The sequence below is a fragment of the Nitrospira sp. MA-1 genome, assembly GCA_032139905.1.
In the GTDB taxonomy this organism is placed as follows: domain Bacteria; phylum Nitrospirota; class Nitrospiria; order Nitrospirales; family UBA8639; genus Nitrospira_E.
In genome coordinates this window covers 45,001-70,157 of record JAQJDB010000005.1, presented here as the reverse complement: position 1 = coordinate 70,157, position 25,157 = coordinate 45,001, and the positions used below count along the sequence as shown (strand labels likewise).

The following is a 25,157-nucleotide window of genomic DNA, read 5'->3' as shown; positions in this document are numbered from 1 at the left end:
TGCAACCAATGCACCAGGATGGGAATAATCTGATTAAGATCGGTGAGAACTCCGAGGAGGGACTCCATTAGAACTTAAACACAGGTTTTTCATTTCCGAATCGACGCTTCCGAAGTTCTTCCATTAATTCAATGGTCACGATTGGAAGACCTTGTTCAACGGCATGACGCTCGACACCTTTTTTGACCATGGCTCGAAGAAAATATGGGATCCGACTGAGCCGTTCTTCTGCGTCGGCTTCCCATTCCACCGACGAGGCTTCCGGCATATTGAAGGCCACTTTAATTTTTTCTCCCCCTTTGGGAGTGTACAGACACCATTCATCCTCATCCATCGCATCCCCGTGGTCCACATAAGGACGAGCACGGCACCCGCCGCAAATTTCACTGTATTCGCAATCTCCACATTTACCCTTGAGGTGTGGATAGCGAAAGGAGTTGAATACTTCTGAATTTTCCCATAAATCGACAAAACTGGTGTCGCGAATGTTTCCTGCAGAAAGGGGCATATATGGGCATGGCGTGAGATCGCCATTTGGCGTCACTCGCGCATAGTTTGTGCCTGCCAGACATCCTCCTCCCATATATCCTGTCGCTTTGGTGATGGGAGAATTTGGGTCCTTTTCGTAGGCCAAGCGTTTGAAATGTGGCGCACAACGCGCCCGAACCAACATGTCCTGGTATTTATCTTGGCTCTCAACCATATAAGTCAAGACCTCTTCATATTGCGAAGGAGTGATGTCAGTGAGTTCTTCACCCCGTCCAGTACACACCATGAAAAAGACATTTAAGACTTTGGCACCTAAATCGTGTGACCAATCGATGACCGCTGGTAATTCCTTGTAGTTCATGGGCTGTGCGCTGAAATGTACTTGAAATTGAAGACCGTTTCGTTTGCAGGCTTCAATGCCAGCCATAGCGCCTTCCCATGCGCCAGGTAAACCTCTAAACGCATTGTGTGTTGCTGAATCTAAGGAATCAATACTAATTCCTACGCCCATCACACCAATGTCTACCATGGCTTTCGCCATCTTATCGTCAATCAGCATACCATTGGTGCCAAATACGACCATAAATCGCTTCTCGACTGCATGACGCGCGATTTCAAGAATATCAGGACGAACCAACGGCTCTCCTCCGGTAATAACAAGAAGACTACCGGCATTGACTTGGGCAATCTGATCAATAAGCTGAAAACATTCCTCTGTCGTCAATTCATCCTGCCCACCACCCATTTTCGTTGTGGCATCCAGATAACAATGGTCGCATTTGAGATTGCAACGCTTGGTTAAATTGAGAGCCACGAGGTAGGGCTTAAAATCATCCACGGTTCGACCATCCCCAGGCGCTCCGGAGTCTGGACGAAATGATTCAAACTTAGAAATTGCTCCGGCCCCTAACGAATTCAGCGTGTTAAGGAATGAATTGAGAACAGGCAGAGACTTACCCATTATGTCCGGCTCCGGATTGAGCTTCCGAGGGAGCCCCTGTGCCAGTCAACTTGGCCACGATGTCTTTGACATTGCCAGTTTTCATGGCTTCTTCCATAGTAGTTTTGGCTTGTTCAATTCCCTGGTTCGCCACATCTAGAGTGATGGTTGTAGTACCAATTTTTTCAGCATGTTTGATAATTAAGGCTTTGGTGCAATCACGCATAAATCCGGCAGGAGCTCTTTCCAATCGTTGTAGGGCATCAGGCTCCCACACATACGGGTCGGCTCCATTATTATTGCCAGTATTTTCAGTTTTGGATTCAGAGACCATAGGTGCCGTCTCCCCAGCCGTTTTATTGGCAAAAATTGGTGTATAGTCCTCGCTTGCCGCTTCTTGAATCATTGCTCCTGAATATTCCAACGTAATCGTGGTCATTCCAAGTTTTCTTGCAGTTTTTTCGATTTTCGCTTTTGCCCGTCGGCGTTGAAATCCAGCGGGAACGGCTCGAATGGCTTCACGAGCATCTTTCGTCCACTGCATAGGAATATCGTCATATGATACTTGGGTTTCCAAGCCACCTTCCGCCTTGGCAGCCGCATCAAAAATAGATTTATCTACTTGTTTGAATTGTGCTCCATCCAGACCACAGACAGGGCACATCACCGGTTGATCGCCTTTCCCAATATATCCACATCCACCACAAACATAATAGTCTCTGGACATTCGAGCTAGATACGACTTGTTCCCTGCGCTCATTGGCGCAGAAGCCTCCGACGGCTTTTCTTCCACCACCTGAGACATCATGCCGCTCAGGGTGGAACCCATCAAGTCCTGCGCCACCTCATCCCCTGCCTGCATGGCATTCCGATCGACTCCAGCAGCATCGAGAGTACCGCCTAATGTTTTCATGGCGTCCATGGCCCCTTTGGGTAGAATATCACCAACCGCATCATCAATGACAGAATTACTGATGATGGTATGCCCCTTTTCGATAGCATATCGATGAATCGCAGTCTTGGCCACTCCCCGTGCAAAGACAGGTATCTTTTCCATCCGCCGTAAGGCTTCTTCCGTCCATGCGATCGTGTATTCGGCCTGCGTGTCAATCGGAGGAACAAACTTCTTGTTAGATATTAATACATTGCAAGGAGCTGAACGCAAAAGATTCTCGGCATTGCTGCCAATATCCATATCATCGTCGCTATGCACCCCAATCCGTCCAACGATTAGCAGCCATGGCTGCTCTTTCCGAACGTATTGAATGATTTTCTCAAACGCTTTGCCGTCAAGAAGAGTTGTCTTAATATCCGCGCCCTCATCCTGGGCGACATCGCGAGAGACATCAAGATGAGACTGGTAAATTTTTGCTAACCCGCTGTCAATGACTTCCTCATGAAGCTTTTCCTGTTCCTTAAATCGAAACACCTTTCCAGCCTCTTCATTCAGGACACCGGAAATACTGTGAAACGCGGCGTAATGAAAATAGGGATCGAATGCCGAAATCGCTTCTACAGGCTTATTGAGCGCCTTTCCCAAGGCGAGTGCGGTTTTCAATCCGCCGAAGGAGTAATGGCTCCCATCTACAGCTACCACAATTTTCCCACCATTCATGGGTTTGGTATCTTTCACAACGAACATGTCCGAATTACGAATCCGACGGATCACACGTTCCGTGTTACTGCCGATCACAGAGTCCTTCACTGCCCCAACCCCCAAGGCCCCCATAATGGTCAAGTCATACCCATTTTTTGAAATATCTTCTGCAATCGCCTTCCAATTTCGTCCCTCGAGTGAGCGCCGCTCCAGAGGAATGTTCGCTTCCGCGCATTTCTGATCGACAAAATCCAAATATGAATCTGTAATTATTTGCAAACCTCTGGTAATAAGGGAATCATGTATTTGGCGTTGGCGATCTAACTCCTTTTCGTCGTGATATTCCTCAGGAAGACCTGCCTCCATTTGCTTAAACCGCTTATCATGCATCTTCGCCGCATACACATGACTACCCACAATTTTCGATCCGAAAATTTTCGCGAACTGCACCCCCAGTTCTACAGCCATATTCGAATGGTCTGAATTATCAACCGGGACATATATTGTTTTGTACATCAACAAGCCTCCTTAGAGATTTCCGCCTCAGAAAAAGCGGCATCACACCCACGTCTCAATCGCCGGGAAATGCTTATAAACAGATGTTTTTTCACACGAAATAAGAGCGGATCTTACCACTGAGAATTCTAGGTACGCAACCCAATGAACATTTCCACCTTGACATGAGTGAGATAATAAATATCATATATTTATCAGTGGAATTCAAAGTCTACTGTGGGGGTTTTCCCAGTTCTTACCAAATTCAGGTCAACCACGTAAAATTACTTGCCTTCCCTTAGCTTACTTCTAATCTAATGTTTCAATATGAAACCAGTTAATGCTTGTGCCCTACACTATCACTAATCGAACCTAATACAAATTCCCACCAAAAAGCACGCAAGACTCAAAAAGTTCGAAGAGCGATGGCTGACTCTGGAACCTTCACAATCCGATGGGTGCGTGTAGGACGATATGTGTTCCTGGAAAATCATATCAAAAAGAAATCTATTCATTGCCAGGGCCCGGTTCACCCTTGCACTCCTTTATTAGGGTTAGGGGAACTGCTCGTTGTGGAGAATTTCACGTTTCACCGATTCTCCCACCGAAAACGTCGAAAACAAGGAGTTAACCAGCATAAAACCAAAAATTCAGCTATAGCCAATATCAAAAATTGCGGAAGGCGGTTAAGTTACGCTACATTGAATGTTTTGCGCTTTGCTTTATTCACCACTGAGACCATGCCCGGCACGGACATGTGGGCTCAAGCAATTGGTTAGGGGGAACTCGATGAGACAAACCAATTTCCTTTTCACCTCGGAATCGGTCACGGAAGGGCATCCCGATAAGATTGCCGATCAGATTTCCGACGGCATTCTTGACGCAATCATTGCCAAAGATAAGAACTGTAGGGTGGCCTGTGAAACTATTCTGACAACAGGAATCGCCTTTGTAGCCGGGGAAATCTCCACCCGGGCATACGTAGAAATTCCTGAGATTATCCGTGAAACGATTCGGGAGGTTGGATATGCAGATGCCACATGGGGATTCGATTACAGCACCTGCTCGGTTTTGACCGCCATTCATAACCAATCAGGTGACATTGCCATGGGAGTGGACTCTGGAGGCGCTGGCGATCAAGGGTTGATGTTCGGATATGCCTCGAATGAGACCCCTGAACTCATGCCAATGCCAATTATCCTGGCCCACCGGCTTACCAGAAGACTCGCGGAGGTTCGGAAAAAGAACATACTTCCCTGGGTTCGCCCTGATGGAAAATCACAAGTAACCATCGAATATAAAAACGGCAAACCTATTCGCATTGACACCATCGTAGTTTCCACCCAACACAGCGATGCTGTCACTTCGAAGAAAATCGAAAAAGATGTGATGGAAAAAGTGATTATTCCCGTCATGCCTAAGAAATTATTCAATCCAAAATCCACCAAATTCCATATTAACCCCACCGGGCGATTTGTCGTCGGTGGCCCCATGGGTGATACTGGCCTTACAGGAAGAAAAATCATCGTAGACACATATGGCGGAGTTGGCAGTCACGGAGGAGGCGCTTTTTCAGGGAAAGACCCCAGTAAAGTAGATCGATCAGCCTCATATATGGCCCGTTATATTGCAAAAAATATCATTGCGGCCCAATTGGCAGAAAAATGTGAAGTACAATTGGCATATGCCATTGGGGTCGCCGAACCGGTTTCCGTTTTGGTCGATACAAAGGGCACCGAAAAAGCACCTATTGATCGCATTGAAAAGCTCATCATCAAGCATTTCCCATTGACCCCCAGGGGTATCATTGAGCACCTCAAGTTGCGGCGTCCTATATATAAAAGGACCGCTGCATACGGACATTTTGGCAGAAACGAACCAGGATTCACTTGGGAGAAGACAGACAAAGCCAGCTTGCTCCGAAAAGGCGCAGGCTTATAATTTCAAGTGCCTAGCCCGCCGAATGATGGGGAAGGGGACCAAACCTTCCCCCTTTTCAACAGACCTTCAATACTCAAACAGAGAAGGAGAGACAATTCCTATGAGCACTGCAACTATGACCAAAACCGCTCCGATTGACTACAAAGTTGCGGATATCCGTTTGGCTGATTGGGGGAGAAAAGAATTATGCATCGCCGAAACAGAAATGCCGGCATTGATGGCTCTTCGGGAGAAATACCGCCAGTCCCAGCCATTAAAAGGCGCAAAAATTCTTGGCTGCATTCACATGACCATTCAGACAGGAGTGTTAATTGAAACGCTCATCGAACTGGGTGCTGAAGTCCGCTGGTCATCCTGCAATATTTTTTCAACACAAGATCATGCTGCCGCTGCCATCGCCGCAAAAGGAATTCCTGTATTCGCCTGGAAGGGTGAAACAGAAGAAGAATATGATTGGTGCTTGGAGCAAACCATTTTAAAGGGCGGACAACCCTGGGATGCAAACATGGTCCTGGACGACGGTGGAGACTTGACTATGATGCTCCACAAAAAATATCCAGCTATGCTGGAGCGAATTCATGGAATCACTGAAGAGACAACCACTGGGGTCCATCGTTTATTGGAAATGTTAAAAAATGGAACACTAAAGGTTCCAGCCATTAATGTGAATGATTCAATCACCAAATCAAAGAATGACAATAAATATGGCTGTCGCCACAGTTTAAATGACGCAATCAAACGCGCCACAGACCACCTCCTGTCAGGGAAAAAAGCCCTGGTAATTGGGTACGGCGATGTCGGGAAAGGCTCCGCTCAATCACTCCGACAGGAAGGCATGATTGTCAAAATTTCAGAAATTGATCCAATCTGTGCCATGCAAGCCTGCATGGATGGCTATGAAGTGGTCTCTCCCTACAAAGGTGGCATCAATACAGGCAAGGTCGAAGACACCAACTCCGTCCTTCTTCAAAACACAGATTTGGTCGTCACAGCTACCGGCAACTTGAATGTCTGCGATTCAGCCATACTGCAATCATTGAAATCTGGGGCGGTTGTTTGCAATATCGGACACTTCGACAATGAAATTGACACTGCTTTTATGCGGAAGAACTGGGAATGGGAAGAAGTAAAACCTCAGGTGCATACGGTGTATCGTGACAAAGCCAGCAAGGATCACCTCATTTTACTGTCCGAAGGTCGCCTGGTGAATTTGGGAAATGGGACCGGACACCCTTCCAGAATAATGGATGGTTCATTTGCCAACCAAGTCCTCGCGCAAATATACCTCTACGAACGGAAATTCGCAGACCAAAAAGGTGGAACCATTACAGTGCAAGTTTTACCGAAACATCTCGACGAAGAAGTGGCTGCCCATATGGTTCGTGGCTTTGGAGGGGTTATCACTAAACTCACCCAAACTCAGGCTGCCTATATTCACGTCCCAGTTAATGGACCATTCAAAGAAGACAGCTACAAGTATTAAAATATAGCTCAGGCAGTTCTGATATTTCTTCAAGGGACTTCTTAACAAAGACCATTACAAATGCACTGGTCCGCAATTTTGTTTGCGAATTCAAAAATAAATACCAGACAGTAGTATTTAGGGGGCCTTGGCTTGTACAGGGTCCCCTAGCTTTTTTCATTACATCTGGTATTCTGGACACATAAAGAGTGTCATTATTGAATTCTGCCATGGGATTGCCTCTTCCCGACTAAATTGTTACATTATAAACTCAAGCCACTCTTTTACACGGGAAAATCAAGGCCCGTGTTAGTCGGTTTCAACAACCCACTTTCGTATATGTAAAAGAGATTTCAATCCTAGGTTTTATTTCACAAACAAATCTCTCGCCGTTGAATTTTCCCTCTTGTATGGGGAACATTCTCTTTGGTGACTGGAGATATAAGAGGACTTAGTCAGCTATGTCACGAACGTTAGATCCATCCTTAGCCGGAACTCCACAACGAGATTTCCCCACAATGATTCTGTTTGGATCAATTGTGTTGACCACAATCATCGGGCTCCCTTTGTATGCCTATTTTTACGATTTTTCCTGGGTAGACTGGACCATGTTTATCACGCTTTACCTATTTACAGGATTAGGCATTACAGTGGGCTATCATCGGTTAATTACCCATAGGAGCTTCAAGTGCCCAAACTGGATCAAAGCCATATTCTTAATCGCAGGCGGTATGGCGTTAGAAAACTCGGCGTTAAAATGGGCCAGCGACCATATTAGGCACCATGCCCGGTGCGACCAGAAGGAAGACCCCTATAACGCCACACTGGGCTTTTGGCACAGCCATTGTGGCTGGATTTTCTGGAAGGATCCCAATCGTGATCCCAAATATGCCACACGCCTTCTTCAGGACCCTCTGATTTTGTGGCAGGACAAATATTACCTTCCCATTCTTTTGTCTGGACTGGTGCTGCCATTCGTAGTGGGATTTCTGTACAATGGGTGGATTGGCGGTCTCGGATGTTTTCTGCTGGCTGGGCTTGCACGTACTTTCTTTGTTCTAAACTCAACGTTTTTCATCAATTCCATTTGCCATATCTGGGGCGATCAACCCCATGGCACATCTGATTCGAGCAGGGATAGTTGGTGGATATCATTACTCACATTTGGAGAGGGATATCACAACTATCATCATATGTATCAAAGTGACTACCGAAATGGGGTTCGCTGGTATAATTTTGATCCCTCAAAGTGGCTTATATGGACATTGAGCAGATTGGGCTTAGCCTATGATCTTCGGCGGCAGTCTCCTGACCAGCCGTAACGATATTTAGCATTTAAAGGCTCCTTTACCTGAATTGGGCTCTGGGAAGGAGTCTCTTCTCCTGCCTTTTTGTTATCCGACCAATCTCCCACCTAGCTCATTATTGCGAACCGAAGAAGTCGTGTGATAAATTCGCCTGCATTCACGCGGGTTTTTGCCAATATGATTACAAGTGAACTCCAAGATAATGCGGATAGATTTCTGATGAATACCTATGCCCGCCTACCCATTTCACTTGTTCGGGGAAATGGATGCCTCGTGTATGATGCAGAAGGCAGGGAATATCTCGATTGTCTCGCGGGGATTGCCGTCAATATTTTAGGTCATGCCCACCAGGATCTGGTAGAGACCATCACACGACAAGCCCGACAACTCATTCATACCTCCAACCTGTTTTACACCGAACCCCAAACCAAATTGGCCCAAAGGCTGGTAGAACTGTCCTTTGCCGACAAAGTCTTTTTTTGCAATAGCGGAACAGAAGCCAACGAGGCCGCCATTAAGTTAGCCAGACGGTATGCCCACAACACCTTCGGTCCGGAACGCTTTGAAATTCTGACCATGATCAACTCTTTTCATGGACGAACATTGGCGAGCCTCACGGCAACCGGACAGCCAAAATTACAAGAAGGCTTCGGACCGCTTGTTCCTGGATTTCGCTACGCCCCATTCAATGATCTAGAGGCGTTGAAAGCCAACATAACTCCACAAACGGCAGCTGTGATGTTAGAACCCATTCAGGCTGAAGGTGGGATTATAGTTCCTCATCCTTCCTATTTGAAAAAACTTCGAGAGTTCTGCACCGAGCAACAAATTCTCCTTATTTTTGATGAAGTCCAAACGGGGATGGGACGAACAGGGACGTTATTCGCTTACGAACAGTTCGAAATTCAACCTGACATTATGACGTTAGCTAAGGGGCTAGGGGGAGGCATTCCCATTGGGGCCTGTTTGGCCACCGACAACGTCGCAGCGGCATTTGAGCCAGGCACGCATGCCTCCACGTTTGGAGGCAACCCTTTAGCCTGCGCGGTAGCCTTAAAAGTCTTAGAACTCCTTATTGAATGCGGGAAACTTGAACAGGGCCAGGCTGCCGGTCACTATTTAGCCAAAGGACTCAGTTCCCTGAAAGAACAATTCTCCTGTATTCAGGAAGTCCGTGGAAAGGGCCTACTCCAGGGTCTAGAATTAACCATAGACGGAAAACCTCTGGTCTTGGAATGCTTGGAGCGACGGGTCCTCATAAACTGCACAATGGGAAAAGTTCTCAGATTTGTGCCTCCCTTAATCATCAGCCACGCACAGATTGACCGGCTCTTGTCCGTCCTCTCTGAAGTTCTTTCTAAACATCGATAAATCATGTCACCATCAAGTCAGTCCTCTCGTACTCAAAAATCTACTACTGTCGCACCACGCAAAAAGACGACAGCTCTCCCCAAAGACCTGCTAACGGTGGCCGACATTCCCCGGGATACGATTCACCATTTGATTGCACTTGCTCAAAAACTGAAGGCTGCCCGAAGACAGGGGCGCTCTACCTTTCCGTTGAAGGGCAAAACGCTTGGTCTTATTTTTGAAAAACCTTCTACGCGGACCAGGGTTTCGTTTGAAGCAGGCATGAATCAACTGGGTGGACAAGCCATTTTTCTTGCGTCCGAAAAAATCCAATTGAGTCGTGGGGAAAGCTTAGCCGATACGGCAAAAGTCTTAACACGATATTTGGATGGACTCGTTGTAAGAACATTCAACCAAGCCTCCCTAGAAGAATGGGCTCAACACACCTCGATTCCTGTTATCAACGGGTTAACGGACGATTGTCACCCCTGCCAGGCTTTGGCTGATCTTTTGACCATTGTTGAACACAGAGACCACGCGAAAGGCTTAAAGCTGGCATATATTGGAGACGGAAACAATATCACGCACTCCCTTGTTGAGATTGGAGCTAAGGTAGGTATGCACGTGGTCGTAGGATGCCCAAAAGGCTATGAACCTGATCCCCGCGTCATTGAGGCAGCCAAAATAGAAAGCCAACAAACCGGTGCCAGGATTGAAATCACCCACGATCCTAAAAACGCAGCAACGGACGCTGATGTGATTTACACAGATGTGTGGATCAGCATGGGCCAGGAACACGAACAACAACCACGCATGAGCGCTTTGACCCCCTATCAGGTCAACGGTCAGCTGATGAAAGAGGCAAAATCCAATGCGCTGGTCATGCATTGCCTGCCAGCCCATCGGGGGGAGGAAATAACCGAAGAGGTGCTGGACGGCCCACAATCAGTAGTTCTCGACCAAGCCGAAAACCGCCTACACATCCAAAAAGCTATTTTGCTTGAATGGTTAGGAAGGTCGCCTTCATGAAGAAACGCGCCGGCATAACCCTGCCCAGCAACCGATCCCGTTCTGCGGGGCCTCCTTCTCCAATGCCGCCACAAAAAACAGGAGATCAAAAACTCTGGGGAGGGCGATTTCAAGGCCAAACACATCAACTCGTGGAAACCTTCACGGCCTCGATTCACGTTGACCGCCGCCTGTATGAATACGATATTGAAGGCAGTATCGCCCATTGCAAAACGTTACAACGGGCTAAGGTCTTGCCACAGCGAGAATGCCAAACCATCATTCGAGGGCTCCAGGCCATTCGCGAGGACATTCGCGCCGGTCGGCATCAATGGAAGACCGAGGACGAAGATGTGCATATGAGCATTGAACGGCGGCTGACTGAACTCATTGGACCTGTTGGGGGAAAACTGCACACCGGCCGGAGTCGGAATGATCAGATCACCCTGGACCTTCGACTCTACCTTCGGGATACTCTCCAACACCTAAGCAATGATCTCCGGTTACTTCAACAGTCCCTCGTAACCCTCGCTGAGCGGTATATGGGAGTGATGATGCCGGGCTATACACATCTACAGCGGGCTCAGCCCGTTCTCTTTTCGCATCATGCCCTGGCCTATGTTGAGATGGTAGAGCGGGACAAGGGGCGCCTTCAGGACGCCTTGGTACGGATTAACGTCATGCCTCTAGGGTCCGGCGCATTAGCTGGAAACAATTACCCGATCGACCGTCACTATACGGCTTCCTTACTACATTTCCCTCGCGTGACCCAGAATAGCCTGGATGCCGTGTCGGACCGAGATTACGTCATTGAAGTGCTCAGCGCTTGCACCATCGTGATGATGCACCTCTCTCGGCTAAGTGAAGAACTCATTTTATGGTCCTCGCAAGAATTCCACTTCACGGATATTTCCGACGGATTTTGTACGGGCAGCAGTATGATGCCACAGAAAAAAAATCCGGATGTCCCGGAACTGATCCGTGGAAAAACTGGTCGGGTATATGGACATTTGTTCAGCCTCCTGACCACCTTAAAAGGCTTGCCACTCAGTTACAATCGAGACCTTCAGGAAGATAAAGAACCATTGTTTGACACATTAGATACCGTAACCACATCAGTTAAAATCTACGCAGAACTCCTGGCGCAACTCACGATACGACCTGATTCCATGAAAGAAGCCGTGTCTGAGGGTTTTCTGCTGGCAACGGAGTTGGCGGACTATTTGGTTAAAAAGGGAATGCCTTTCCGTGAATCTCACCACGTGGTGGGAAGCCTAGTACGGGAGTGTTTAGCTAAAGGGAAGGATTTAGGGCAACTCACGCAGCAGGATCTAGTGAACGCCTCATCGTCTTTTGATGCCAAGGCCTTTCAAGTTTTAACTCCCGAAGCGGCAATTAACAGTAAAAACATTATAGGTGGTACCGCTACGGCCCAAGTCACAAAACAGATCAATGGTTGGAAGAAATCATTACAGGCCGAAATGAAACGCTCCATGAAACAACCACGAACGGCATGAGTCATATTTTTAGGACTTCTACCCAGTATTTCCTCCCTTTTTGCATGCTGGTCCTGCTCTTTTCCCCAATAGGTTGCGGGGCGGTCGGCCCTCCCATTCCTCCTGAAAAGGTTGGCATTGAAGCGAAGATACTCGAACAACAGCGAGAGCAGGCCAGAATAGAGGGAGGCATTGACGAAGACCCCTCGAATGTACCGCTGGAGGAGGCAGTTGAATTACCCACCGTGTATCCTATCGATACCCGATAATATGCAGGGATTTGTTCAGGAAGAACCTCGCAGAGTAGAATAGAATCCCCCCACAGCTTATCCATCTGTTTGTGGAGGATAAAAATAATGGATACCCCTCTCACTCACAGTGAAATTCGGCCCAAACTTCTGTTGCTTGATCCCTATCCACGAAATAATCCCTATCGCATGAGCGCAAGCGAACGCCGGTCGATCTGGTTTCCGAAGCTCAGCCTACCAGCGATTGCAGCCTATACTCCGACAACATGGAATGTCGAAATCGTGGACGAAGCCGTTATGGATATCAATTTTGAGACTCCCTGTGATGTGGTTGGAATATCCATCATGACGTGTTATGCCCCGAGGGCTTATGAAATCGCCGATGAATTTCGTCGACGTCGGAAACCGGTCATTCTCGGAGGGGTCCATCCCACCTATTGCCCAGATGAAGCCCTTCGTCATTGTGATGCTATTATCTGCGGGGAAGCCGAAGACCTTTGGCCTCAAGTCATCACGGACATCGAAGCCGGGGCCTTGAAACGAATCTATCGGATGGAACAATTTCCAACCTTGAGTCACTACAAACCACCGCGTATTGAATTGCTCAGCCCTGATTCTTATATGACCAGGCTATGTACCTTCACGACGCGAGGATGTCATTTTGATTGCGAATTTTGCAGTGTTTCCCCATTTAATGGCAAAACCACTCGACGCCGACCCGTTCCCGAAGTCATCGAAGAGCTGAAGCGAGCCAAAGAGTGGCTGCGTTCAGACATTGTCGAACGGATGACTCACGGATCACTGTTCCATGCCTTAACGACTTCCCTGAAAATTTGGGTAGGACTGGAAGAAGGATCGATCGTTGCTTTTGTTGATGACCTGCACAACAGTCATCGAGCCTATTGCCGTGAGTTATGGCAATCCCTGAAATCTCTCAATATAAAATGGGGCTGCCAATCCACCCTCTTCCTTGGCGACGATCCTGAAATGGTCAAATTGGCCGCCGATAGTGGTTGCGTATCGGTGTTTGTCGGGATGGAATCGCTGTCTGATGATTCACTTGATGAAACCAACAAAGGATTCAATCAGGTCAGGAAATTTGAAAACCAAATTAAAATGTTTCATGACCACGGCATCATGGTGAACCCCGGGCTCGTTTTTGGATTTGATAATGATGACGAATCCGTATTCGAGACCGCAGTGGAATTTTTAACGCGAAACAAAGTCGAATTGGCCTACTTTAATGTTTTGACACCCCTTCCCGGTACGGCCCTGTTTGAACGCTTCAAACAGGAAGACCGGCTCATTGATCAAGACTGGTCCAAATATGACGGGAAACATGTGGTCTTCACACCCAAGCGCATGACAGCCGAACAATTACAAGAAGGGTTTTTCTGGGCCAACCACCAGTTTTATTCATGGTCCTCTATCTGGAATCGCCTGGGGCATACCCGCCAACGACTGATTCCCAGGCTTGAAATGAATTGGGAATTTCGAAAATTGATATACCGCACCACACCCAAAGGCTCGCTTTCCCCTTTGGCTAAGGTCTTAAAAAGCCTGCAAGTCAAACTGCCAACCTCCGAAACCCAGCAACTCATTCCTAACGCTCTCCACCCCCAACCCTCTCCTGACCCCAAACCCCAGGAGCTTTACCTGAAAATGAAAGCTCGTCGGCACGATGCCTTTGCCGCCTTGCTCATTGACCTGGAGGGAACCCTAGACCACCTGAACGCCAAGGAACTACTAAAACGGATTCAACAGGCTGGGCGGGCAGCAAAAATGGATATCGTGGTTAACTTTGAGAACCTAAAACAAGCGACCCCAAAAGCTATTTTCACATTATTGGATGGAGAAATTCTCCAGGCCATCCTCCCCCACACAAAGTTACGGTATCGAAATTTAACAAAAGCCTTTCAAGCAATTGTTTCAGAAATCGCTCTCGATCATTTTGACTTATTTGATGAGGATATCCAGCATGCATGATTTTCACTACCAAGGGGACGAATTATTTTGTGAAGAGGCCCCTATTCGACAAATTACTGAACAGGTCGGCACTCCATGTTACATTTATAGTCACCGAACTTTAATTCGTCATTTTCAGGCGTTCGATCAGGCTTTTAAGGCTATTCCACATATCGTAGCCTTTGCCATGAAATCGAATTCGAACTTAACCGTTCTGCGACTTCTTGCTAAGGAAGGGAGTGGCGCAGACATCGTGTCGGGAGGAGAACTCTTTCGCGCATTAACAGCCGGAATGGCACCAAACAAAATCGTCTTTGCCGGGGTCGGGAAATCTAAGGAGGAAATTCGATATGCATTGCAATCGGAAATTCTGATGTTCAATGTTGAATCTCCTGGTGAACTGCAACAGATCAATGAAGTGGCCGGCTCCATGGGGGTGCGCGCCAAAGTGGCCTTGCGAATCAATCCGGATATTGATCCCCAAACCCATCCGTATATTTCTACCGGGCTAAAGAAAAGTAAATTTGGGATTGGGGCAGACCGGGCTCTTGCCGAATTTGACGCAGCAGAAAGCCTTCCTCATATTGAGGTCGTCGGTGTGCACTCACACATTGGCTCACAATTAACACAGATCACCCCATTTGTAGATGCCTTAAAAAAGGCTATTGTTTTAATTCAGACGCTCCAAGCTAAAGGCCTTCAGATTCAATACCTCAACATAGGCGGGGGACTGGGCATTACCTACTCGGACGAAACTCCTCCTCATCCAAAAGAACTGGCTGCGGCCATTTCCCCGTTGCTTCAATCCGTTTCATGCAAAATCATTATGGAGCCGGGTCGATCCATCGTAGGGAACGCGGGCATATTGGTGACCAAGGTATTGTACAACAAAGAAAGCGCGGACAAGCATTTCGTCATTGTCGATGCCGCGATGAATGATCTCCTACGACCAAGCTTATATGATGCCCACCACGATATTCAGCCGGTCTTAAAGAAAGAGTCGTCCGTGGTCAACACCGTTGATGTCGTGGGACCCATTTGCGAATCAGGAGACTTTTTAGCAAAAGATCGAAAAATGCACCAATCTCAACCAGGAGATCTCCTTGCCGTCATGAGTGCAGGAGCGTATGGTTTCACGATGGCTTCAAATTACAATTCCCGTCCGCGCGTTCCCGAGATACTCGTAAAAGGAAAGGAGATCACGGTCATTCGAAAACGAGAAAGCTACGAGGACCTGATCCGGGGTGAGTCCATTTCAGATGCCTTCTCGAATTAATTTTTCGAACTCATTTTATGTTGATTCCCCAAAGCGCTCTTGGTTTTTCTAGTTAAAGAACACCAAATTCACTACACCAGATATTGAGGCAATCATTATGTTCAGTGGTTCCATAGTCGCCATTGTCACCCCATTTTCGAAGGGAAAATTTGATGAAAAGGCCATGGCCGACCTCATAGAAACTCAAATTGCTTCAGGAACTCATGGCATTGTGCCTTGTGGGACAACGGGTGAATCAGCCACGTTAACTCCTGAAGAGCATGAACGGGTCGTGTCGGTCACCGTCGAAGTAGTCAATAAGCGGGTTCCTGTCATTGCGGGAACAGGCTCAAACTCAACCGATGAAGCGATTACCTTTACCAAGCATGCAAAAGCCGTCGGTGCCGATGCGGCATTGCTCATCACTCCGTATTACAATAAACCTCCACAGGAAGGACTCTATCGTCATTTTTCCGCTATTGCCAAAGCCGTGGACTTTCCCCAAGTCCTCTATAATATTCCAGGGAGGACCAGCATCAATATGTTGCCGGCCACGGTGAGCCGTCTGTCAGAGATCCCAAATATTATAGGCATCAAAGAAGGCAGTGGATCGCTCCAACAAGTATCCGAAATCATACAACGATCCCGCCCTGACTTCCTTGTGCTTTCCGGCGATGATCCCTTGACACTCCCCATGATGGTCCTGGGCGGAAAAGGCGTGATCACCGTCACCGCGAACGTTGCCCCCACCGCTATGGCCAACATGGTCAATGCAGCACTAAAAGGTGACTACGAAACAGCTAGGGCTCTGCACTTCAAACTCTCTCCCTTATTTGGGTCATTATTTTTGGAGACGAATCCAATCCCAGTGAAAGCGGCCCTAGCCATGATGGGAATCATGTCAGAAGAGGTTCGACTGCCGCTTACCCCGCTTTCCCCTGAATTTCGACCAGCACTCCAGGAAGCCTTAAAACAAGCCGGAGTGCTCTGAGGAAATAGAACACATGACTCGAACAATCATTACCGGCGCGGCCGGCCGAATGGGCACGAGGTTAATCGCATTGACTCAAGACTCCCCTGGACTCCAACTTGCCGGCGCCGTCGAAGTAAAAGGACATCCAGCTATTGGGAAAGATGCAGGCGAAGTCTCTCAAATTGGACGAATCAATATCCCGATCACCGATGATTTACAGGCCTGCCTCTCTCAAGGAGATGTGGTCGTCGACTTCACGGCTCCTTCATCTTGCCTGGTCAATCTCCAACACATTGTCAATGCCGCCAAATCCATGGTCATTGGAACCACAGGTTTTTCTGAACAAGAATTGGCCAAACTCAAAATGCTTGCTGTCAAAATCCCCTGTGTGTTCTCCCCCAACATGAGTGTAGGCATTAATGTGCTCCTCGGCACGGTCGGGAAAATCGCCAGGTCCTTAGGAGAGCAATACAACATTGAAGTGATCGAAGCCCATCACAACAAAAAAAAGGACGCCCCCAGCGGAACCGCGCTGAAACTCGCTGAGGCTTTAGCGGAAGGAATGGAATGGGATTTACAAGAAGTAGGCGTCTATACACGGCATGGCATCACCGGCGAACGCCAAACCCGTGAAATTGGGATGCAAACCATCCGCGCAGGGGATATCGTTGGCGACCACACCATTTTATTGGGTGGACCAGGCGAACGCATTGAAATCACCCACAGGGCCCACACCCGCGATACCTTTGCCCAAGGCGCCCTCCGCGCAGCAGAATGGGTGGCCAATAAACCACCTGGTCTCTATTCCATGGCCGACGTCTTAGGCTTAAAGTAAACCAACTTTCTTAATTTTTCAGTGATGGTGGCAGGTAATCCGATAGCCATCACCGTGTCCTATTTATCCATCATTTTCTTTCAACAACAATAGCGTTTGTCCCCTCACCTTTCACAATGTCCCCAAGTCGATAAACCAGACGATGCTCATCCAAGCCTAAAGAGCTTGCCCTAAACTGACGATACCCGACTCTTTCATTGACAAAGTCAGAGAGCACATGGTCTTATCGAGGAAGGCTTGCGAACGATATGAATTCTCAACGCCACTCTCTTGAATGCTCTAAGAGCGTTGGATACCCAGGGAAGACGAGTGAGCCATTTCATCAGACTTATTGAATCATAAGGAGACTGTTTTCATGGATATGTTTGGAAAGATTCCCCTATTGGAAATTCCGATTCATGTGACCCCGGATCAGAAGAAATGGTTAGACAGAATGGTTGAGGAAGGTAAAATCGCAATTCCTCCAGGCGGGACTCTTGAAAAAGGCTCGGTAATTTCCATGTTCATGAGGATGCTCATCCACAATGCCATGGAGGAACAGATGCGCCAAGAGGCTATCGACGCCGCAGACGAAGATGACGATGATGAATAGAGCGAACTACTCTCCTCCGTATTGGTGACTCATTTCTTTCCAAGCACATCCAACCAATGCACGCTGTGAAACAGCGGAGAGCATAAACAAAGCCGATTGTCGTAATTTACCATTTTTTATTTTTCTTCATTTGTCACAGAAAAGTTCTCAATGGCTCTTGGCCATGAATGGACGTCCTGAGAAAGCAATCGATAGGTTCCAAGAGATGAGGAGGGCTCAAATCCCTTCTCAAATACTTATTAGCACTTTCCGCTCCTCCATTTGTCTTTTCCTGGGGCGATCCAGGAACAAACGAATCTTCCCGCTTTAATTCACCCCCTCATCAATCGCAATTCTGCAAATGGAATATTTCTCAAACGTTTTTGGATATACTCGCCTGAAATTTAAACGGATTAAATAGTCATTTCTTATGCAAGTTTGGCACAGACGGATTTCACTTCCGTATAGAGATTCAAGGCCTCGTGGCCCATTTCGCGTCCCCAGCCGGATTGTTTGTACCCACCAAAAGGAAGTGACGCATCAAAAACGTTATGACAGTTAATCCAAACCGTTCCGGCCCGCAATTGTGCGGCAATGCGATGCCCCTTACTCAAATCTTTAGTCCATACCGATGCCGCCAATCCATAGATATTATCATTGGCCTTGGCGATGACATCTTCCACATTTGTGAAGGGTTCAGCACAAACCACAGGGCCAAAAATTTCTTCCTGAATAACCTTCATGGTTGATTTGGTATTGACCAAGACAGTCGGTTCAACAAAGTACCCTTTGTCTCCAAACCGTTTTCCACCCGCAACCGCTTGAGCTCCTTCGGCAAATCCCGACTCCAAATATCCCAGGACACGGTGTTGCTGTTCATCAGAAACCAACGGTCCCATTTGAGTGGTGAGATCTAATCCCGAGCCTATCTTAATTTGTTTGGCTTGATCGGCAACCCCTGCCACGACCTTATCAAAAATGCCTTTTTCCACATACAACCGTGAGCCTGCGGCGCAACATTGCCCATGATTAAAGAAAATCGCACTCGCGACTCCAGGTATTCCAATTTCCAGGTCAGCGTCCGGCAAGACGACACTTGGTGATTTGCCACCGAGTTCCAACGTGACTTTTTTAAGATTTCCTGTCGCGGCATTCACAATAAGTTTGCCGACTTCGGTCGATCCGGTAAACGCAATTTTATCCACATCAGGATGTGCAGCTAAGGCCGCACCTGCGGTTTCACCATAGCCGGGAACAACGTTCACGACTCCTTCGGGAAACCCTGCCTCCAGAAACAATTCTCCCAACCGCAGCGCTGACAAAGGAGTTTGTTCAGCCGGTTTCATCACAATGGTGCATCCCACGGCCAAAGCCGGGCCGAGCTTCCATGCCGCCATCAATAGAGGAAAATTCCAGGGAATGATTTGCCCGACAACTCCAACCGGCTCACGAAGGGTGTAGGCCAGGAATTGAGACCCACGCATGTAGGGAACTGAAATGGGAATGGAATTGCCCTCAATTTTTGTTGACCATCCCGCCATATATCTAAATAAATCGACAGCCAACGGGACGTCAGCTGCTCGCGCAATGGTTAACGGCTTGCCGTTATCAAGAGACTCTAACTGGGCAAACTCTTCCAGATTCGATTCCAGAAGGTCCCCCAACCTCCAAAGGAGTTTGCCGCGATCAGAAGGCGTCATTTTTCGCCAAGGGCCTTGTTCGAATGCATTTCTCGCCGCTCGCACAGCTAAATCAATATCTGGCTTATCGCCTTCCGCCACCTCCGCTATGACTTCACCCGTTGCAGGATTAAACGTGGAAAATGTTTTGCCTGATCGAGCGTCCGCCCACTGGCCATTGATCAGCATTTTTCGTGGGTGGGACACAAAAGATTGTACATCAGGATGAAGTTGTTCGGTTGAAGTCGCCATACTCATCGGGTACCTCCCTTTCTCCAAAAGAAATTCACCTGGGGCAGATTTCAAGACTTAGGGCTATGAATTGGCTTAAAAACCTAAATGAGTAGCCAATCTAATATTGTCGCTGGCTCCCCATTATCTCTTATTATGACGACGCCGCAATTTCTAACGCAAATTTTGTTCGGTTCCATAAATACTTGACCACTACAATTGCCCCTGGATCTGCAATCAGGACAATAGATAAAAGCCCTGGCTCGGTTATCCTGTTCAAAGGCAAGTTGGGAAACTATGGGGTTATCTGGATTGGCCTATCCAAATGCCAATCCAGAACAGGGCTTTTCAAAAACAAAGGGGTTATCGGAGGGTTGGAAAGACCTTTTGTGCCGCAGCAATTGTCTGTTGAATGTGCTTTTTGGTATGAGCCGTTGAAAGTAACATGGCTTCAAATTGAGAGGGAGCCAAATAAATTCCATGATTAAGCATTCCATTGAAAAACTTAGCATATCTCACGGTATCTGATTTTTTGGCTCCCGCGTAGTCGTTGACAGGTCCTCCCGAAAAAAATCCACCCAACATTGATCCGACCCGTGTTTGATAGTAGGAAATTTTTGCTTGCTTTGCCGCTTCACCCAAGCCTTCAGCCAGTTCCTTGGATCTTTTTTCTAAATCTTTATAGACACCAGGGCTTTGAAGGAGTCGGATAGTCTCTAGTCCAGCAGCCACGGCCACTGGATTTCCGGAGAGAGTTCCGGCCTGATACACTGGTCCCGCCGGGGCAATCATTTGCATAATGTCCCTGGACCCTCCATACGCTCCAATGGGTAAGCCCCCACCGATGATTTTCCCCAAAATCGTGAGATCTGGAATGACTTTATAGAGGGCTTGCGCTCCACCGGCATTCACTCTAAATCCGGTAATGACTTCATCAAAAATCAAGAGAATCTCGTACTTTTTGGTGATCATTCTGAGCCAGGGCAGAAATTCATCCGATGGAGGAATCACCCCCATATTCCCTGCAATAGGCTCCACGATAATGGCGCCCAAATTGTTGGCATGTTTATGTATGAGTCTTTCGGTAGCTTTAATATCGTTATAGGGCGCAGTCAAGGTATGACGGGCAAACGATTCTGGTACACCAGGGCTATCTGGGATCCCTAGGGTAGCCACTCCCGATCCAGCTTTTACAAGCAAATGGTCGGCATGACCATGATAGCAGCCATCGAATTTCAAAATGGAGTCACGCTTAGTGTATGCCCTCGCTAAACGGATGGCGCTCATAACAGCTTCCGTTCCTGAATTAACGAGACGAACTTGTTCAATCGAAGGAACCATCTTGGCAATTTGCCTGGCTAAATCCACTTCTCCCTCGCAGGGCGCCCCATAGCTTGTCCCGCGTTTGGTAGCGCTGATGACAGCCTTTAACACCTGAGAATGAGCATGACCGAGAATCATAGGTCCCCAAGATAAAACATAATCCAAAAATTTATTGCCATCCACATCTTCTAGCAAAATCCCCTTAGCTTCCTTGATGAATAAAGGATCTCCTCCGACCGAGCGGAATGCTCTGACGGGACTATTGACACCACCGGGAATATAGGAATTAGCACGTTGAAATAATGCCCGAGACCTTGTTGTTTTCACAGACACACTCCTCCAATGTTTCAAAGTAATTTAATGTCCCAATTTGGCAATTGTTATCACAAAAGGAAATGCACCACCAAATTCTCAATAAGCAGTCCCAGCCCAGTCCTTCAGGAAATACGTCCGAATTATATGAAAAATCAAAATTTCCCTAAATTAATTAAAATACTTCAATATAAATTTCCTTTAATCTCACTCTAATTTTTACCGGATCTCCAAAGCCCAACTATATATTTTTTGGGAAACGGCGGATCCCGTAAGGCCCTAAACACTTCCAAATAATTTCATCTGATTAATACAGGAAATTTCCAACAATATAGGGAATACCACCAAAAGATCCCACTTAATTCCCATAAAAAAAATCCCTCAAATACTGATTCTCCAAATGCACCCAATTTTCTCTTTCTTAACCCCAACAGGATAGCACTTCAAAAGTTTCAACACTAAAGCTCTAATAATCTAGCAAACTCCAATTCAAAATAAATTAGGTATTTGTTCAGAATAAAATCCTCATAAATGATTTAACGAGAATATGCTCCCAATACATACGAGAAAACATAAATTCGTTCCAAAAAAAGTGTCAAAATAGACCCCCTAAAAGTCCAAACTATTCTCATTAATAAAAAGAGAATTTTTTACCTATTTATTTTTTAAACTTTTAACCGAAAAATTTATATTAGTGGTAACAATTCTTGAACATATTGGGATGCACTGATGTATTGTGAACAACGAAGGAAGAATGAAATAACAATTGTTGATTGTTTTGGAAGATTTGATGAAGAAGACACGAATCAATTTATTCAACGGCTGGAACAATTACAAAATCAAGGCATTCAACACCTAATATTAAATTTATCCCCTTTGTACTACTTGGACTCAAAAGTGGTAAATCTTCTTTTTTTTGGTCAGCAATTTCTTCAAGCGCACTCAATAACATTTTCATTAGTAAGTCCACTTAGTTCTGTAAGAAACGAACTTGTGGGAGGAAAAGTTCCAGGTACCATACCTATTTTTAGCACCATGTATGATGCGATACATCGCCCACAATGTGCTTATCAAGAGTGTTAAATTTAACGAACATTCCTTGAACAAGAAAAGCCCAGAGATATTTAATCTCTGGGCTTTTCCTAATTAAATCTCGGCAACGACCTACTTTCCCACAGCCTCACGGCTGCAGTATCATCGGCCCTGGAGGGCTTAACTTCCGTGTTCGAAATGGGAACGGGTGGGACCCCTCCGGTAAGGTCACCGAGAAAATTTTCGTGAATTTTATGTTTAACTTTAAAATTATTATCTTATTTTTAAAGATTAACTCATATATTCACCTAGACCATGTCTATCAAGAACAAATGTTGTTAAGTCGCACGGCCGATTAGTACTGGTTAGCTTCAGGCCTCACAGCCCTTCCACACCCAGCCTATCAAACTCGTAGTCTACAAGTGGCCTTTAGGGAGGTTACCCTCCGTGTGATCTAATCTTGAGGCTAGCTTCCCGCTTAGATGCTTTCAGCGGTTATCTAAACCGGACATAGCTACCCGGCACTGCCGCTGGCGCGACAACCGGCACACTAGCGGTCCGTCCATCTCAGTCCTCTCGTACTAGAGACAGGCCCTCTCAAATCACCTCCGCCCACAACAGATAGGGACCGAACTGTCTCACGACGTTCTGAACCCAACTCTCGTACCGCTTTAACGGGCGAACAGCCCGACCCTTGGGACCGGCTTCAGCCCCAGGATGCGATGAGTCGACATCGAGGTGCCAAACTTCCCCGTCGATGTGAACTCTTGGGGGAAATCAGCCTGTTATCCCCGGCGTACCTTTTATCCGTTGAGCGATGGCCCTTCCACGCAGAACCACCGGATCACTAAGCCCGACTTTCGTCCCTGTTTGAGCTGTCGCTCTTACAGTCAAGCTCCCTTTTGCCTTTACACTCAATGGCTGATTGCCGACCAGCCTGAGGGAACCTTTGGGCGCCTCCGTTACCTTTTGGGAGGCGACCGCCCCAGTCAAACTACCCACCAGACAATGTCCTCACCCTGGATGACAGGGCCAAGTTAGAATGTCAGAAAAGCAAGGGTGGTATTTCAAGGTTGGCTCCACGAAAGCTAGCGCTCCCGTTTCATAGCCTCCCACCTATCCTACACATACTCGCCCAACACCCAATGTCAAGTTGTAGTGAAGGTGCACAGGGTCTTTCCGTCTAGTTGCGGGCACCCGGCTTCTTCACCGGAACAACAAGTTCGCTGAGTCTCTCCCCGAGACAGCGCTCCAGTCGTTATGCCATTCATGCAGGTCGGAACTTACCCGACAAGGAATTTCGCTACCTTAGGACCGTTATAGTTACGGCCGCCGTTTACTGGGGCTTCCATTCGGAGCTTCGCCTTGCGGCTAACCCCTCCAGTTAACCTTCCAGCACCGGGCAGGCATCAGACCCTATACTTCCTCTTACGAGTTAGCAGAGTCCTGTGTTTTTGGTAAACAGTCGCTAGAGCCATTTTACTGCGACCTCGTTCGGCTTGATAAGTAAATCATCTCACCTAATCGAGGCACCCCTTTTCCCGAAGTTACGGGGCTAAATTGCATAGTTCCTTAGGGAGAGTTCTCTCACGCCCCTTAGTGTATTACACCTACCTACCTGTGTCGGTTTGCGGTACGGACACCATAATAACTCACTACGAGGATTTTCTCGGCAGTTCGGGATCAGTCCGTTTATGGCCTTACGGCCTCCCCATCACATCTCAGTGTTAATAGGCCCGCGGATTTACCTACAGGCCCCACCTACTTGCTTGGACCGGGTATTCCAGGAACCCGGCGGCACCTACCCCCCTGCGTCCCCCCTTAGTTGATAACGCGATTACGGCGGTACAGGAATATTAACCTGTTTTCCATCGACTACGCCTTTCGGCCTCGCCTTAGGACCCGACTAACCCTGATCTGACGAACATTGACCAGGAAACCTTAGGTTTTCGGGGACGATGATTCTCACATCGTTTATCGCTACTTATGCCGGCATAATCTCTTCTCTAGAATCCAGCTGTCCTTGTCGGTCAACCTTCAACTCCTAGAGAATGCTCCCCTACCACTTCTATCTTTCGATAAAAATCCGCAGCTTCGGTTGTAAGCTTGAGCCCCGTTATATTTTCGGCGCAGATTCACTCGACCAGTGAGCTATTACGCACTCTTTAAAGGATGGCTGCTTCTAAGCCAACCTCCTGGCTGTCTGAGCGCTTCCACAACCTTTCCCACTTAGCTTACATTAGGGACCTTAGCTGGCGGTCTGGGCTGTTTCCCTTTTGACCACGGACCTTAGCACCCATAGTCTGACTCCCGTATATCCAGTAGCGGCATTCGGAGTTTGGTTGGGTTCGGTAGTGTGGGAACACCCCTAGCCCATCCAGTTCTCTACCTCCGCCACGGTTAATACGAGGCTAGCCCTAGAGCTATTTCGGGGAGAACCAGCTATTACGAGGTTTGATTAGCCTTTCACTCCTACCCACAGCTCATCCGAGCACTTTGCAACGTACACCGGTTCGGGCCTTCTCCGCCTGTTACAGCGGATTCACCCTGGCCATGGGTAGATCACCTCGCTTCGGGTCTATTCTACGTAACTGGACGCCCTATTCAGACTCGCTTTCGCTACGGCTCCGCCTTTTCGACTTAACCTT

General features: G+C 47.4%; 17 protein-coding genes and 2 rRNA genes (1 of these 19 running past the window's edge). 12 read left to right on the top strand and 7 right to left on the bottom strand.

What is annotated here, in order from left to right; genetic code table 11:
- Positions 1–67: 67 nt before the first annotated feature.
- Both PJI16_04880 and PJI16_04875 read right to left on the bottom strand, forming a co-directional pair.
- Positions 68–1,450, bottom strand: coding sequence for a radical SAM protein (locus PJI16_04880; GenBank protein ID MDT3776891.1), 1,383 nt, complete (start codon positions 1,448–1,450; stop codon positions 68–70).
- Complete coding sequence (locus PJI16_04875) at positions 1,443–3,542, bottom strand: universal stress protein (protein ID MDT3776890.1); 2,100 nt, start codon at positions 3,540–3,542, stop codon at positions 1,443–1,445. Before PJI16_04875 ends, PJI16_04880 begins: the two co-directional genes overlap by 8 nt.
- A gap of 768 nt (positions 3,543–4,310) precedes the next feature.
- Between PJI16_04875 and metK the strand changes: the two genes are divergently transcribed.
- From metK to PJI16_04815, 12 genes are all read left to right on the top strand, one after another.
- Entirely contained in the window at positions 4,311–5,462 is a 1,152-nt protein-coding gene (gene metK / locus PJI16_04870) for a methionine adenosyltransferase (GenBank protein MDT3776889.1), read from the top strand.
- Positions 5,463–5,562: 100 nt separating this feature from the next.
- Entirely contained in the window at positions 5,563–6,945 is a 1,383-nt protein-coding gene (gene ahcY / locus PJI16_04865; GenBank protein ID MDT3776888.1) for an adenosylhomocysteinase, read from the top strand.
- 440 nt (positions 6,946–7,385) lie between these two features.
- Positions 7,386–8,246, top strand: a complete 861-nt coding sequence (locus tag PJI16_04860; protein ID MDT3776887.1) for an acyl-CoA desaturase — start codon at positions 7,386–7,388, stop codon at positions 8,244–8,246.
- Between the two features lie 162 nt (positions 8,247–8,408).
- Positions 8,409–9,602: an acetylornithine transaminase gene (locus PJI16_04855; GenBank protein MDT3776886.1), complete on the top strand. Its 1,194-nt coding sequence runs from the start codon at positions 8,409–8,411 to the stop codon at positions 9,600–9,602.
- Between the two features lie 3 nt (positions 9,603–9,605).
- The gene (argF, locus tag PJI16_04850) at positions 9,606–10,610 is read left to right on the top strand and encodes an ornithine carbamoyltransferase (protein MDT3776885.1); all 1,005 of its coding nucleotides are present in this window, start codon (positions 9,606–9,608) and stop codon (positions 10,608–10,610) included.
- Positions 10,611–10,672: 62 nt separating this feature from the next.
- Positions 10,673–12,106, top strand: coding sequence for an argininosuccinate lyase (argH, locus tag PJI16_04845; GenBank protein ID MDT3776884.1), 1,434 nt, complete (start codon positions 10,673–10,675; stop codon positions 12,104–12,106).
- Positions 12,103–12,354: a hypothetical protein gene (locus PJI16_04840; GenBank protein MDT3776883.1), complete on the top strand. Its 252-nt coding sequence runs from the start codon at positions 12,103–12,105 to the stop codon at positions 12,352–12,354. Before argH ends, PJI16_04840 begins: the two co-directional genes overlap by 4 nt.
- Positions 12,355–12,441: 87 nt before the next feature.
- The gene (locus tag PJI16_04835; protein ID MDT3776882.1) at positions 12,442–14,319 is read left to right on the top strand and encodes a radical SAM protein; all 1,878 of its coding nucleotides are present in this window, start codon (positions 12,442–12,444) and stop codon (positions 14,317–14,319) included.
- On the top strand, positions 14,312–15,574 hold the full coding sequence (gene lysA / locus PJI16_04830; protein ID MDT3776881.1) for a diaminopimelate decarboxylase: 1,263 nt from the start codon (positions 14,312–14,314) through the stop codon (positions 15,572–15,574). Before PJI16_04835 ends, lysA begins: the two co-directional genes overlap by 8 nt.
- Before the next feature lie 97 nt (positions 15,575–15,671).
- Positions 15,672–16,544: a 4-hydroxy-tetrahydrodipicolinate synthase gene (gene dapA / locus PJI16_04825; GenBank protein MDT3776880.1), complete on the top strand. Its 873-nt coding sequence runs from the start codon at positions 15,672–15,674 to the stop codon at positions 16,542–16,544.
- A gap of 13 nt (positions 16,545–16,557) precedes the next feature.
- On the top strand, positions 16,558–17,361 hold the full coding sequence (gene dapB / locus PJI16_04820; protein ID MDT3776879.1) for a 4-hydroxy-tetrahydrodipicolinate reductase: 804 nt from the start codon (positions 16,558–16,560) through the stop codon (positions 17,359–17,361).
- Between the two features lie 355 nt (positions 17,362–17,716).
- Positions 17,717–17,953 carry a hypothetical protein gene (locus PJI16_04815; GenBank protein ID MDT3776878.1) on the top strand — a complete coding sequence of 79 codons (237 nt, stop codon included), beginning with the start codon at positions 17,717–17,719 and terminating at the stop codon, positions 17,951–17,953.
- Between the two features lie 407 nt (positions 17,954–18,360).
- Here PJI16_04815 and PJI16_04810 read toward each other — a convergent pair whose 3' ends face one another.
- From PJI16_04810 to PJI16_04790, 5 genes are all read right to left on the bottom strand, one after another.
- Positions 18,361–19,869 (bottom strand): aldehyde dehydrogenase family protein, encoded by a 1,509-nt coding sequence (locus tag PJI16_04810; GenBank protein ID MDT3776877.1) that lies wholly within the window; start codon positions 19,867–19,869, stop codon positions 18,361–18,363.
- Between the two features lie 336 nt (positions 19,870–20,205).
- Positions 20,206–21,492, bottom strand: a complete 1,287-nt coding sequence (hemL, locus tag PJI16_04805) for a glutamate-1-semialdehyde 2,1-aminomutase (protein ID MDT3776876.1) — start codon at positions 21,490–21,492, stop codon at positions 20,206–20,208.
- Positions 21,493–22,288: 796 nt separating this feature from the next.
- Positions 22,289–22,435, bottom strand: a complete 147-nt coding sequence (locus PJI16_04800; GenBank protein MDT3776875.1) for a hypothetical protein — start codon at positions 22,433–22,435, stop codon at positions 22,289–22,291.
- Positions 22,436–22,628: 193 nt separating this feature from the next.
- Positions 22,629–22,745: ribosomal RNA gene (gene rrf / locus PJI16_04795) — 5S ribosomal RNA — on the bottom strand.
- Positions 22,746–22,843: 98 nt separating this feature from the next.
- Positions 22,844–25,157: ribosomal RNA gene (locus PJI16_04790) — 23S ribosomal RNA — on the bottom strand (it continues 696 nt past the right edge of the window).

Bases quoted from the DNA above. Each gene is read 5' to 3' on its own strand.
- PJI16_04835 (MDT3776882.1), top strand. From the start codon at position 12,442: ATGGATACCCCTCTCACTCACAGTGAAATTCGGCCCAAACTTCTGTTG.
- PJI16_04855 (MDT3776886.1), top strand. From the start codon at position 8,409: ATGATTACAAGTGAACTCCAAGATAATGCGGATAGATTTCTGATGAAT.
- PJI16_04840 (MDT3776883.1), top strand. From the start codon at position 12,103: ATGAGTCATATTTTTAGGACTTCTACCCAGTATTTCCTCCCTTTTTGC.
- PJI16_04810 (MDT3776877.1), bottom strand. From the start codon at position 19,869: ATGAGTATGGCGACTTCAACCGAACAACTTCATCCTGATGTACAATCT.
- dapA (MDT3776880.1), top strand. From the start codon at position 15,672: ATGTTCAGTGGTTCCATAGTCGCCATTGTCACCCCATTTTCGAAGGGA.
- PJI16_04860 (MDT3776887.1), top strand. From the start codon at position 7,386: ATGTCACGAACGTTAGATCCATCCTTAGCCGGAACTCCACAACGAGAT.
- PJI16_04815 (MDT3776878.1), top strand. From the start codon at position 17,717: ATGGATATGTTTGGAAAGATTCCCCTATTGGAAATTCCGATTCATGTG.
- dapB (MDT3776879.1), top strand. From the start codon at position 16,558: ATGACTCGAACAATCATTACCGGCGCGGCCGGCCGAATGGGCACGAGG.
- metK (MDT3776889.1), top strand. From the start codon at position 4,311: ATGAGACAAACCAATTTCCTTTTCACCTCGGAATCGGTCACGGAAGGG.
- argH (MDT3776884.1), top strand. From the start codon at position 10,673: ATGCCGCCACAAAAAACAGGAGATCAAAAACTCTGGGGAGGGCGATTT.
- PJI16_04880 (MDT3776891.1), bottom strand. From the start codon at position 1,450: ATGGGTAAGTCTCTGCCTGTTCTCAATTCATTCCTTAACACGCTGAAT.
- ahcY (MDT3776888.1), top strand. From the start codon at position 5,563: ATGAGCACTGCAACTATGACCAAAACCGCTCCGATTGACTACAAAGTT.
- PJI16_04875 (MDT3776890.1), bottom strand. From the start codon at position 3,542: ATGTACAAAACAATATATGTCCCGGTTGATAATTCAGACCATTCGAAT.
- lysA (MDT3776881.1), top strand. From the start codon at position 14,312: ATGCATGATTTTCACTACCAAGGGGACGAATTATTTTGTGAAGAGGCC.
- PJI16_04800 (MDT3776875.1), bottom strand. From the start codon at position 22,435: ATGAAAATGTTATTGAGTGCGCTTGAAGAAATTGCTGACCAAAAAAAA.
- argF (MDT3776885.1), top strand. From the start codon at position 9,606: ATGTCACCATCAAGTCAGTCCTCTCGTACTCAAAAATCTACTACTGTC.